At 70.7% G+C, this 12,096-nt stretch carries 9 protein-coding genes; 7 read left to right on the top strand and 2 right to left on the bottom strand.

Annotated elements, in window-relative coordinates:
• Positions 1-66 precede the first annotated feature (66 nt).
• From VSH64_RS32575 to VSH64_RS32560, 4 genes are all read left to right on the top strand, one after another.
• Complete coding sequence (locus tag VSH64_RS32575; protein WP_326566575.1) at positions 67-3,072, top strand: sensor histidine kinase; 3,006 nt, start codon at positions 67-69, stop codon at positions 3,070-3,072.
• A 15-nt stretch (positions 3,073-3,087) separates the two neighbouring features.
• Complete coding sequence (locus VSH64_RS32570; RefSeq protein WP_326566574.1) at positions 3,088-3,765, top strand: copper homeostasis protein CutC; 678 nt, start codon at positions 3,088-3,090, stop codon at positions 3,763-3,765.
• A 163-nt stretch (positions 3,766-3,928) separates the two neighbouring features.
• Entirely contained in the window at positions 3,929-4,588 is a 660-nt protein-coding gene (locus tag VSH64_RS32565) for a GAF domain-containing protein (RefSeq protein ID WP_326566573.1), read from the top strand.
• Between the two features lie 36 nt (positions 4,589-4,624).
• Entirely contained in the window at positions 4,625-5,365 is a 741-nt protein-coding gene (locus VSH64_RS32560) for a GAF and ANTAR domain-containing protein (RefSeq protein WP_326566572.1), read from the top strand.
• Between the two features lie 2 nt (positions 5,366-5,367).
• Here the strand turns inward: VSH64_RS32560 and VSH64_RS32555 are convergent, their stop codons facing one another.
• On the bottom strand, positions 5,368-6,003 hold the full coding sequence (locus VSH64_RS32555; protein WP_326838089.1) for a sigma-70 family RNA polymerase sigma factor: 636 nt from the start codon (positions 6,001-6,003) through the stop codon (positions 5,368-5,370).
• 421 nt (positions 6,004-6,424) lie between these two features.
• Between VSH64_RS32555 and VSH64_RS32550 the strand changes: the two genes are divergently transcribed.
• From VSH64_RS32550 to VSH64_RS32540, 3 genes are all read left to right on the top strand, one after another.
• Positions 6,425-8,065 (top strand): S53 family peptidase, encoded by a 1,641-nt coding sequence (locus VSH64_RS32550; RefSeq protein WP_326566571.1) that lies wholly within the window; start codon positions 6,425-6,427, stop codon positions 8,063-8,065.
• A 229-nt stretch (positions 8,066-8,294) separates the two neighbouring features.
• The gene (mdlC, locus tag VSH64_RS32545; RefSeq protein WP_326566570.1) at positions 8,295-9,878 is read left to right on the top strand and encodes a benzoylformate decarboxylase; all 1,584 of its coding nucleotides are present in this window, start codon (positions 8,295-8,297) and stop codon (positions 9,876-9,878) included.
• A gap of 44 nt (positions 9,879-9,922) precedes the next feature.
• A complete protein-coding gene (locus VSH64_RS32540) occupies positions 9,923-11,140 on the top strand; it encodes an acyl-CoA dehydrogenase family protein (RefSeq protein ID WP_326566569.1) in 1,218 nt (405 codons plus the stop codon).
• A 51-nt stretch (positions 11,141-11,191) separates the two neighbouring features.
• On the opposite strand, the gene VSH64_RS32535 is transcribed toward VSH64_RS32540, so the two are convergent.
• On the bottom strand, positions 11,192-12,082 hold the full coding sequence (locus VSH64_RS32535; RefSeq protein ID WP_326566568.1) for an ABC transporter ATP-binding protein: 891 nt from the start codon (positions 12,080-12,082) through the stop codon (positions 11,192-11,194).
• Between the last annotated feature and the right edge of the window lie 14 nt (positions 12,083-12,096).

The following is a 12,096-nucleotide window of genomic DNA, read 5'->3' as shown; positions in this document are numbered from 1 at the left end:
TAGGCTCGATTCGGACAACCCCGATGTCGTCCGCGGATGAGGTGCCGCGGTGAAAAGGAAGCTTAGGTGAGCCGTCGCGACCAGCGTCCCCGAACGGGCGACGCGACGGATCCCGCTGCCGCCAGACAGGTCGGGGGTCGCTGGCGGCTGCGCAACTGGCACCTGCGCACCAAGCTCTTCGCCGTCCTGCTGATCCCCGCGCTCGCCGTGATCGGGCTCGTGGGCCTGCGCGTGAGCACCGACCTGCGCGACGCCCAGGCGCTCGCCGAGTTCGCCGCCCGCGGCCGCGTGGACAGCACCGTGGCCGAGGTGCTGCACCAGCTGCAGCGCGAGCGCGACGTCACGGTGCGCTTCGTCGCCGGCAACCGCCAGGGCGCCACCACGGATCTCACGGGCCAGCGCACGCGCGTGGACCAGGCCATCGGCACGTTCGAGAAAACGCTCGCCGACAGCAAACCGCGCCTCGACGCCGCGGCCGCCAGCAACCTGCAGCAGAGCGACGACCGCCTGCGCGTGCTCAGCGGCCTGCGCTACTCCGCCGAGCACTCGGCGTTCCCGGCCGACGCCGTGCTCCGCTCCTACAGCGAGCTGATCTCGGGCCTGCTCGACATCAGCGACACGGCCGCCGCCGACGTCTCCGATCCCGATCTCGCCCGGCTGCGCCTCGCCGGCAACGCGCTCGCGCGGATCAAGGACCAGATGTCGGTCAAGCGCGCGATCATGTCCGAGGCGCTGGCCGAGGGCAGCCTCAACCGCGACCGCACGCGCGCGCTGCTCGGCGCCGAGGCCGAGCTCAACGCCGCGCGCAACGACTACCGCACCTTCGCCTCGCCCGACCAGCAGCGGATGTACGACGACACCGTGATCGGCCTCGTCGTGGACATCGGCAACGACATGGTCGAGTCGGCGCTCACCCGCGCGGAGAACGGCCAGTCGCTGCAGGGCCTGGACCCGAACCAGTGGGACACCGCGGCCACCTACACGGTGAACCTCGCCCACCAGGTGCAGGAAGCGCTGCTCGTGCAGCTGCAGCAGCAGACCGACGAGCTCGCGGCGCAGGCCCGCACGTCGACGATCTGGGACTGCGGCGTGGTGCTCGCCGTGCTGCTCGTGGCCGGCATCCTGTCCGTGGTCATCGCGCGCTCGCTGCTGCGGCCGCTGCGCGTGCTGCGGCGCACGGCACTGGACGTGGCCGACCACCGGCTGCCCGAGGCCGTGCAACGGCTGCTCACCGACCCCGATCCGGCGCCGGAGAACCTGCGTCACCGCGCGGCCGTCGCGCCCGTGCCGGTGTTCACGCGCGAAGAGGTGGGCCAGGTCGCGCGCGCGTTCGACGCGGTTCACGGCGAGGCCGTGCGGCTCGCGGCCGAGCAGGCGATGCTGCGCGAGAACGTGAACTCGATGTTCGTCAACCTCTCGCAGCGAAGCCAAGATCTCGTGGAACGTCAGCTCTCCGTGCTCGACCGCATGGAGGCCGGCGAGCAGGACCCCGACACGTTGGCGGGCCTGTTCGAGCTCGACCACCTCGCCACGCGCATGCGCCGCAACAGCGAAAACCTGCTCGTGCTCTCGGGCACCGACCTCGAGCGCGAGGACAGCGGGCCGGTGGTGGCCGACGAGATCGTGGGCGCGGCACTGTCCGAAGTGGAGGACTACCAGCGCATCGAGCTGGGGTCCGCGCCGGTGCTCGCGGTGCGCGGCGAGGCCGTGAACGACCTCGTGCACGTGGTGTCGGAGCTGCTCGAGAACGCCACGCGGTATTCGTCGGAACGCACGAACGTCACGGTGGAAAGCGCCGAAACCCCCGAGGGCGACTGGCGGATCGAGATCACCGACCGCGGCGCCGGCATGCCGCAGGCCGAGATCGACCGCACCAACGCACGCCTGGCCAACCCGCCGGACGTCGACGTCGAGGTGTCGCGCCGCATGGGCCTGTACGTGGTCGCGACGCTCGCGCAGCGCCACCACATCGACGTGTCGCTGCGGTCGGCCGAGGGCACCGGCATCACGGCGACCGTGCTCGTGCCGGCCGCGCTGATCGTCGACGCGCCGCCGCTGCCCGAGCCGCCCGCGTCCGTCGCCGGAGCGGTGGCCGAGGCCGAGGCGACGCCGGAGCTGCTGCCGCCGCTGGCTCCGCTGGTGCCCACGGCCGCGGTGGCGGAGGAAGAACCCGAGGCGACCGACGACGCGCCGATCGTGCCCGTGCTGGAGCCCGGGCCGCCGCGGCGTGCGCCGGTGGTCGAGAGCGCGACGCCGTGGCCCGCGCCGGAGGACCGCTCGCACCTCGACCTCGACGCGCCGACCGAACGCATGCCCGCCTACCGCGACGTGCTGTCGCAGTGGTTCGACGCGGCCGCACCGCAGCCGGAAGGCCGGGCCCCGGTGCCGCCGGAACCGTTGCCGGTGGCGGATGCCGGGCCGGGCATCGGGCACGACCTCGGGCACAACGGTGGGCAGGACCGTGGTCAAGACGGCGGACACGACCGTGGGCCGGACCGCGGGACGGCCCCGGTGCCGGAAGTCGTGCCGGAGTTCGCGCCGGACGCTGTGCCGGAAGCCCGGTCGGAAACCGTCGCGGAACCGGTGCACGAGTCGTTGCCCGAACGCCTGGCGGAACCCGCGCCGGATCGGCAGCGCGACCCGGAGCCCGCCCCGCAACCTCCGGTGGCCGAAGAACAACCTGCCCGCCATGCCCGCGTCGTCCTCGAACCGGACTACGCGGAGCCCGCGTTCCCGGAACCCGCGTTCCCGGAACCCGACAGCGAGGAACCCGAGCTCCCCGTCGAGCAGTTCCCCACCACCGACCCCGACGACGCCTTCGCCGGCCCGCAGTGGCCGACCTCCGACGAGCTCGAACAGGAGGACGGCGCCGAGGACACGTGGCCGTTCCTGCGGGTCTCGGACGTGGAGGAAGCCGGTCCGGACGGGTTGGAGGCCAGCCCCGGGCAGGTGCCCGAGCAGCGGCCGATACTCTCGCTTTCCCCCGAAGCGGTGCGCGAGCGGATGACGAGCCTTCAAGGCGGGTTCCGGCGTGGTCGCCACGCCCGGGGGGACGAGAACCCCACGACCTGACCGAACGGATGACCCATGAGCTCGAAGACCGCCCTGCTGGAAGTGATCGCGCTGGGTCCGGAAGACGCGCAGCGCGCTCAGGAAGGCGGAGCGGACCGGCTCGAACTGGTCGCGGACATGGCCCGCGACGGGCTCACGCCGTCAGAGCAGACCGTGCGCGACGTGCTCGCCGCCACCGACCTGCCCGTGCGCGTGATGCTGCGGGCCGCCGACGGGTTCGCCGCCGGTGACCTCGACGCCCTGCGCGCCGACACCGCGAAGCTGGTGGCCGCCGGCGCGCGCGAGTTCGTGTTCGGGTTCCTCACCGAAGACCGTGAGATCGACGTCGACGCGTGCCGCGCGCTGCTCAAGGAGCTCGACGGCGCGAAGTGGACCTTCCACCGGGCCATCGACCGGGCGCGTGACCCGCTCGCCGCGTTCGACGTGCTCACCGAGCTCGGCTGCGACACGGTCCTGGCGGCCGGCAGCCCCCACGGCGTCGGCAGCGGCCTTTCCGTGCTGCAGCAGCTCGCGCGGCGCACCGAAGGCCCCTCGCTGCTCGTCGGCGGCGGGCTGCGCGCGCAGCAGGTGCACCTGCTGCGGGCCGGGGGAGTGCGCGGCCTCCACGTGGGCAGCGCGGTGCGGCCGGGCGGGTGGGCGTCTCCTGTGGACGCCGCCGCGGTGCGTGAATGGGCCACGCTCGTCAATGCCTGAGCTGCGCAAACGCTTGGGCTAAGGTGTTTCGAGAGCCTCTCGGCCGGGAGGCTCGTGGGTTTCACCGAGTTTGAGGGGCTCGGGTGTGGCTGCGAGCGAGCAAGGGCGCCACGGCACACCGCTCACACGGGCGTGGGAGCGGGCCCGTGAACAGGCCAGGCGATTGCGCAGTGACGTCACGGTGCCGATCCTGTGCCGATCGGCGGTGGCGTGGCTCGGCGTGGCCGGAGCCGGCGTGCTGATGAGCAGCGGACCCGACACCCAGGAGGTGCGCACGGCCACCGACGAGCTCGCGACCGTGCTCGCCGAACTCGAGGTCACCGTGGGCGAGGGACCGGTGCGCACCGCGCGTGAACTCGGCTCGCCGGTGCTGGTCGGCGACTTCGACAGCCCCGAGCACTCCCACCGCTGGCCGCTCTACGCACCGCTGGCGGTGCAGGCCGGCGTGCACGCGCAGTTCGTGCTGCCGCTGCGGGTCGGGGTGATCGACGTCGGCATATTCGTGTTTCACCGCACGGCGCCGGCACCCCTGGAACCGGAGCTGTTCGCCGACGCATTGGCCTACGGTGAACTGATGTTGCTCCTGCTGCTCAACGAACAGGCCGGGAGTACGGGCGACGGTTCCGACATCGGCCTTTCGCTGCGATCGACGCAAGTGCACCAGGCGACCGGAATGGTCGCCGCACAGCTCGACGTGAGCCTCGACGACGCTTTCGCCGCGCTGCGGGCGCGAGCGTTCGCGCAGCAGCGGCCCCTTTCCGAAATTGCCGCCGATGTCGTGGTCCGGCGGTTTCGATTCACGCGTGAAGGGGGACCCTCATGAAAGCCGTGATCAGCGGAAATAACCCCAACGAAGGAGATGGCCGGGTTGGTTGACGGACGGCTCGTAGACACGTTCGTCGAACTCGCCGACACACTCACTGACGACTTCGACGTGATCGAATTCCTCCAGCTGCTCGCGACCCGCAGCGTCGAGCTCCTCCCGGTCGACGCTGCCGGCTTGCTGCTCGTGGACGCGAACGGCGACCTGCAGCTCGTCGCGAGCTCCGATGAACGGGCCCGCGTGCTCGAACTCTTCCAGCTGCAGCGGGCCGAGGGTCCCTGCCTCGAAGCCTTCAAGCTGCGCACCACGGTGATCGCCCCCGACCTGGCCCGCGACGCCGGGGGCTGGGCCGAGTTCGGTGAGCTCGCCGTGCAGCGCGGCTTCCGCGCGGTGCACGCCATCCCGATGCGGCTGCGCGCCGAGGCGATCGGCGCGTTGAACCTCTTCTCGGCCAGCCCCGGCGAGCTCACCGCCGAAGACCTGCGGCTGGCTCGCGGCATGGTCGATGTCGCCACGATCGGCCTGCTGCAGGCCCGCGCGATCCAGCGCCACGAGGTGCTGGTGGAGCAACTGCAGACCGCGTTGAACAGCCGCGTGGTCATCGAACAGGCCAAGGGGTTCCTCGCCGAGCGCCTCGGCGTCGAGACGGACGAGGCGTTCGGGGTGCTGCGCCGGTTCGCCCGCTCGCGCGGCCGCAAGCTGAGCGAGGTGGCCGTGGAGGTCGTCACGCGGTCGACGAACGTTCAGGACCTCTTCGAGAACCCGCCGTCGCGGTAGGTTCAGTCGTCCTGCTTCGGCAGCGGGCCGCCCTTGAGGAGCCGGCGCAGCTTCACGAGCGCACGGTGCTGGCTCACGCGCACGGCCACGGCGCTCGGCAGGCCCAGCAGCTCGGCCGTTTCCTCGGCCGAGTAGCCGAGCACCACGCGCATGGTGAGCAGGTCGCGCTGGTCGGGCGTGAGGTGGTGCAGGAGGTCCTCGATCTGCAGCCGTGAGTCGGTCTGGGCGAACTCGTCGGGGCCGGGCGCGTCTTCGTCGCCCGCCTCGGCGTAGGGATCGGCGCGGTTGCGGGCGCGGCGGCGGAACTCGTCGACGACCTTGTTCTTCGCGATGCCGAACACGAACGGCAGGAAGTTGTCGGTCTCGTAGCGGTAGCGCGGCAGCTCGACGAGCACGGCCATGAGCACGTCCTGCGCGCAGTCCTCGGCGCCGTGCACGCCGAGCCGGCCGCGGCAGAACCGCAGCACCAGCGGGCTCAGGAATTTCACGAGCTCGGCCACGGCGGCGGCGTCGCCCGCGACGGCAGCGGCGACGAGCCCGCTGTCCGGGCGCGGCGACGGCCCGCGTTCCTCGGTGGCCATCCGCATCGATTCCCAGGTCGGCGTACCGCCGGACCGGGTGACGCGGCGGGTGAGCACACGCGACAACCGGGGACTCGGGGCGTTGCGCAGGCCGACCAAAAGCCTGCTCTGCGGCGCCCGGATTGTCCAACGCAAAACGACATCGGGAAGTTGCGGATTTTCGCTCCAGCCGCGAAAACGGTGGTGTCGGCGTGGTGGCCCGGCTGTGTCCCCGGCCGCGGTCGGTGGGTCTGCGGGGGTCGAGGGGGCCGCTGTGGGGGCCGCGGCTGGCTCCGGCCGGTAACCGGCAAAAGGGTCAATTCAGGATTAAGCCGCAATCCGGGAATTACTCCTCAACGTCGCCAAATTGCTCTCGTGAAACATAAACAGACTGTGAAAAGCTCAGCCAAAAGTAGGTTCCTCGGCGGCTTATGCTCCTTCCCAGGTCGACGCACGAAGTTGTTTCGGCCCGGTCCCCCACCGTTTGGAAGGAATTGCCATGCGCTTGCGCAAGCTCGTCGCCGCAGCGGTCCCGCTGCCGGCGTTGCTGTGCCTTTCCATCGCCGGCGTGGCCCACGCCGATCCCTTGGTCACCATGAGCGCCAACGCCGCCCCGCTCGCGTCGAGCGCGCGCAGCGGCGACGTCGACGCTGGTCAGCAGATCAGCGCCGCGCTCTCGCTCAAGCTGCACAACCAGCAGGCTCTCCAGCAGTTCCTCGCCGACGTCCAGAACCCCGCCTCGCCGCAGTACCACCGCTTCCTCACTCCGGAGCAATTCAATACGGCATTCGGCCCAACGCAGGCCGACGTCACGAAGGCCGTTTCATTCCTGAAACAAAACGGCGCACGCGGAATCCAGGTTTCCGGTAACGGGCAGGCCATCACGTTCACCGGTTCGGCCGCACAGCTCGAATCGACATTCCGCACCCGCCTCGGCAATTACACCGACACCACCAACGGCCGCCACTTCTTCGCCAACGACGCGGCGCCTTCGCTGCCCGCTTCCGTTTCTTCCGTGGTGCAGGCCGTGGTCGGTCTCGACAACCACGCCGTGAAGGAGCACTCGGCCACCACCGCCGCGCCGAAGGTGGTGAAGGCCGTGACGCCGAGCATCCTGAAGACCGCGTACTCGACGAGCGGCCTCTCGGCCACGGGCACCGGCGTGAGCGTCGGCTTCGTCGAGTTCGACGGCTACCGCAAGTCGGACATCACCAGCTACGACTCGAAGTACGGCCTCTCCGGCGGCAGCGTGACCACCGTCCCGGTGAGCGGCGCCAACTACGACTCCAGCCCCGGCGACGGCGAGGTCGAGGTCGACCTGGACATCGAGGTCGTCCACGCGCTCGCCTCCAAGGTGAGCAGCTTCGTGTACGAGGCCCCGAACTCCAACGCCGGCGAGCTGGCGATGTACCAGAAGATCGCGTCGGACAAGCGCGTCAGCGTCGTCTCCATCTCGTGGGGCTCGTGCGAGGCGGCCGAGGGTTCGTCGGCGGCCAACAGCGTGAACAACGCGATCGCCACCGGCACCGCGGAGGGCATCTCCTACTTCGCCGCCGCGGGTGACGACGGCACCACCGACTGCGCCCGCCAGACCGGCAGCCGCTCGCAGGCCGTCGACTTCCCGGCCTCGAGCCCGAACGTGACCGGTGTCGGCGGCACGCAGCTCACCGTGACCTCCTCCAACGGCTACAGCAGCGAGAAGGCCTGGAACGACGGCGCCTCGGCCGGCGCCGGCGGCGGTGGCATCTCCACGCTCTTCACCGCGCCCTCCTGGCAGTCACACCAGAGCACCACGAAGCGCAAGGTCCCCGACGTCGCCGGCGACGCCGCTTCGGGCTCCGCGTACACCATCGTGAGCGGCGGCACCTCCGGCAACGTCTGGGGCACCTCCGGCGCGGCCCCGCTGTGGGCCGCCTTCGCCGCCCTGCAGAACCAGGTCCACGGCGGCGCCCTCGGCAACCTCAACCCGACCTTCTACAGCGTCGGCAACGGCTCCTCCTACTCCACCGGCTTCCACGACGTGACCACCGGCAACAACACCTTCAACGGCACCACCGGCTTCACCGCCGGCACGGGCTACGACCAGGTCACCGGCTGGGGCTCCTTCAAGGGCACCGGGCTTTCGGGTCTGATCGGCTGAGTTTCGCTTGTGGTGGGGCCCTTTTCTCCGGGAAAGGGCCCCACTCGCGTGTTTACGGCAGGGAACACCGAACCCGGATCGGGCGACCCGGGTTCGGCGGCGGTGCGTGACACCGCCGCGATGACCGGCTACGCCGCGACACAACAGTGTCCACGCGTGGAAACACCACCCCAAACCTTCACTCGGGTGGGTGAGACACCGAGCCCGTCACCGAGATAGCCTCCGGATCATGCGCACCATTCGCGACGCCACCCGGGAGCTGCTCCGCAACCTGGGCCTGACCACGGTGTTCGGCAATCCCGGCACCACGGAGATCGCCTTCCTCACCGAGTGGCCCGACGACTTCACGTACGTCCTGGGGTTGCAGGAGTCGGCCGTGGTGGCGATGGCGGACGGGTACGCGCAGGCGACGCGCAAGCCCGTGCTGGTGAACCTGCACTCGGCCGGGGGCGTGGGGCATTCGCTGGGCCACGTGTTCACCGCGTTCCGGGATCGGGCGCCGTTGATCGTGCTGGCGGGGCAGCAGACGCGGTCGTTGTTGCCGGACGAGCCGTTCCTGGGGGCCGTGGACGCGGCGAGCTTCCCGAAGCCGTACGTGAAGTGGAGCATCGAGCCCGCGCGGGCGCAGGATGTGCCGGCCGCGATCGCGCACGCCTACTACATCGCGACGCAGGCGCCGCAGGGGCCGGTGTTCGTGTCGGTGCCCGTGGACGACTGGGACGCCGAGGCGACGATGCCGTTGCCGGCGGGGCGTCGGACGCCGAACTTCGCGCCGGATCCGGAGGCGTTGCAGGAGCTCGCCAAGGCACTGGACGACGCGCGGAACCCGGCCATCGTGGTCGGCGCCGGCGTGGACGGCGACGGCGCGGTGCCGGAGCTGATCGAGCTGGCCGAGAAGCTCAAGGCGGGCGTGTGGGCCGCGCCGATGTCGTCGCGGTGTTCGTTCCCCGAGGACCACGAGTTGTTCCTCGGGTTCCTGCAGCCCGAGCGCATCGCGCTGGCCAACGCCCTCGAGGACCACGACGTGGTGGTGGTGCTGGGCGCGCCGGCGTTCACCTACCACGTGTACCGCGGTGAGCCGGAAACCCCGTTGCCGCCGCTGTTCCTGGTGAGCGACGACGAGCAGGTCCTCGCCCGCGCGGGCACCGGCACCGGCCTCCGTTCCACGCCCAAGCTGGCGATCCGGGCCCTCACCGAGAACGTGAGCGCGAAGACCCGCGAAACCAAGCCCCGGCCCGAAAAGCCCGCGAAGCCGGCCGAAACCACGCCGATCTCGCCGGACTTCGCCTACGCCACCGTCGCGGAACTGTTGCCGGACAACGCGATCGTGGTCGAGGAGACGCCGAGCCACCGCAACTGCCTCCACGACCACCTGCCGATCACCTCCACCGACACGGGGTTCCTCACCGTCGCGAGCGGCACGCTCGGCTACGGCCTCCCGGCGGCCGTCGGCGCGGCGCTGGGCCGGCCCGACCGCAAGGTGGTGGCCATCCTCGGTGACGGCTCCAGCATGTACTGCGTGCAAGCGCTCTGGACGGCCGCGCGTGAAAACGTGCCGGTCACGTTCGTGGTGCTGGACAACGCGCAGTACGCCGCCGTGCGCATCCTCGGCGAGGCGGCCGGGGGCAAGAAGGTGCCGGGCACCGAACTCGGCGGCATCGACTTCGCGCAGCTCGCGCAGAGCATGGGCGTGCCGGCGCGCACCGTCGAACAGGGCGCCGACCTGCGGGATGCCCTCGCCGAAGCGCTGGCCGAGAACGGGCCGACGCTGGTGCACGTGAAGGTGGACCCCAACCCGCAGAAGCTGTATTGATCTTGCCGATTGACCCGACCGGGTGACGCTGTTTGGATGGCCGGGTGCAGCCTCTACTGACTCCGGACCAGCAGGAACTCGTGGCACAGGCCGGCAAGCTCGCCGACGCCTTCGCCGAGCGCGCCGCCCTGCACGACCGCGAGAACACCTTTCCCCACGAGAACTACGACGACCTGCGGGAAGCGGGTTTCCTGCGGCTGTCCGTGCCGGAGGAGCTGGGCGGCTTCGGCGCCGGCCTGCCGGAGATCCTGCCGGTGCTGGAACGCCTGGCGATGGGCGACGGCGCCACCGCGCTCGCGTTCACGATGCACCTCTCGCCGCTGGGCCAGTGGTCCAGCGTCTGGCTCCGCACGCAGTCGCCGCGGCTGGCGGAGATGCTCGCGAAAGCGGCTGAGGGCAACCTGATCTGGGCATCGGTGACCAGTGAAACGGGCCTGCGCAACGACATGACGGACTCGAACACCGAGGCCGTGCGCGTCGCGGGCGGGTTCGAGCTCACGGGTCGCAAGAGCTTCGCCACCAACACCGCCGTCGCCACGCACTGCTCCACCACCGCGCGCTACGACGACGCCGAGGGCGGCCCGCGCCTGCTGCTCTGCCAGATCGCGCTCGACCAGCCCGGGGTGAAGATCCACCAGACCTGGGACACCATGGGCATGCGCGGTACCCAGAGCAACGACGTGGAGCTCACGAAGGTGTTCGTCGAGGACTCCGCCGTGGTGCATTCGCTGCCGGTGAAGCACCTCGACGCGCGGGTGCTGGAAACCGTGTGGGCGTGGGCCATGCCGGCGTTCTCGGCCGTCTACACGGGAGTCGCGGCCGGTGCGCTCGACTGGACCGTGCGCTCGCTGCAGAAGCGCGGCAAGACGGGTGACCCGGTGCTGCAGGACGTGATCGGCGAGTGCCAGATCCTGCTCGACAGCTCGCGCGCGCTCATCCGCAGCCACGCCGACGACGTGATGTCCCGGCGCCTGTTCACCGGCGACGTGCAGGACGGGGTGGCCCGCTGCGCGGTCGTGAAGTACGTGGCGGCCAACAACGCCGTGCAGGTGATGCAGCGCCTCGTCGACGTGCTGGGCGGCATGTCGTACACGAAGAAGCTGCCCTTCGAACGCATGTGGCGCGACGTGCAGGCGAGCACCTTCATGCCGATGGGCAACCTCGCCACGCGCAAGCTGGTGGGCGCCAACGTGCTCGGCGTGCGCACGCTGCCGGAGATCGGCCCGGACGAGACCGGGCCGGACTCGCGGGCCAAGGCCTGAAAAAGCCGGGCGCCGCGCGGAAAGCGCGGCGCCCGGCTCACCAGACCCAGCTCAGTTCTTGGCTTCTTCCTTCGCCGCCGTGGCCGCCGATTCCACCAGGTCACGCTCAGCCTCATCCGCCGAAGCGACTGAAGCAGCCGAAGCAGTGGAAGCAGCAGAAGCGCCCACCGCCGAAGCCGGCCCGTGCAGCAGCCGCGCCACCTCACCGCGCAGCGTCACGAACTCCGCCGACTCCCGGGTGGTGATCTGGTCGCGCTCCGCGGGCAGCGGCACGGGCAGATCCGCCACGATCGACGCCGGCGACTTCGACAGCACGAGCACCCGGTCGCCCAGGTACACGCTCTCGTCGATGTCGTGCGTCACCAGCAGCACCGTGGTGCCCTGCTCGCGCTGCACGCGCCGCAGCAGGTCCTCCAGCTCGAAGCGCGTCTGCGCGTCGACCGAGGCGAACGGCTCGTCCATGATCAGCAGCGCCGGGCGCGAAGCCAGGGCCCGCGCGATCGACACGCGCTGCTGCATGCCGCCGGAGAGCTGCCACGGGAACTTCGCCCCGATCCCGGTCAGCCCCACGGCTTCGAGCGCGGCGGTGGCCCGCTCACGCCGTGAAGCCTTGTCGAGTTTGGTCCAGCGCAAGGGGAACTCGACGTTCTTGGCCACCGTGAGCCACGGGAACAGCGAGCGGCTGTAGTCCTGGAACACCACGGCGAGGTCGTCCGGCACGCCGGTCACCAGGTCGCCGTGCAGGCTCACGGTGCCCGACGTCGGCGGCAGCAGGCCGGCGATCGCGCGCAGCAGCGTCGACTTGCCGCACCCCGACGGGCCGACGATGCACGCCAGCTGGCCGGCTTCGACGGTGAACGACAGGTCGTTCACGGCGACGTGCGCCTTGTCGCCGGCGCCGTAGCGGTGGCTGAGGTCGGAGACCTCGAGCATGGTCGACATTCTGACTACCTTCC

It is taken from the genome of Amycolatopsis rhabdoformis (genome assembly GCF_035918295.1).
Lineage (GTDB): Bacteria > Actinomycetota > Actinomycetes > Mycobacteriales > Pseudonocardiaceae > Amycolatopsis > Amycolatopsis rhabdoformis.
The sequence above is the reverse complement of the archived record's forward strand: the minus strand, read 5'-3'. Positions and strand labels throughout refer to the sequence as shown.

What these genes read in the sequence shown, in the direction of transcription:
- VSH64_RS32550 (WP_326566571.1), top strand. Translation starts at nt 6,425, where the DNA reads ATGCGCTTGCGCAAGCTCGTCGCCGCAGCGGTCCCGCTGCCGGCGTTG.
- VSH64_RS32535 (WP_326566568.1), bottom strand. Translation starts at nt 12,082, where the DNA reads ATGTCGACCATGCTCGAGGTCTCCGACCTCAGCCACCGCTACGGCGCC.
- mdlC (WP_326566570.1), top strand. Translation starts at nt 8,295, where the DNA reads ATGCGCACCATTCGCGACGCCACCCGGGAGCTGCTCCGCAACCTGGGC.
- VSH64_RS32570 (WP_326566574.1), top strand. Translation starts at nt 3,088, where the DNA reads ATGAGCTCGAAGACCGCCCTGCTGGAAGTGATCGCGCTGGGTCCGGAA.
- VSH64_RS32560 (WP_326566572.1), top strand. Translation starts at nt 4,625, where the DNA reads ATGGCCGGGTTGGTTGACGGACGGCTCGTAGACACGTTCGTCGAACTC.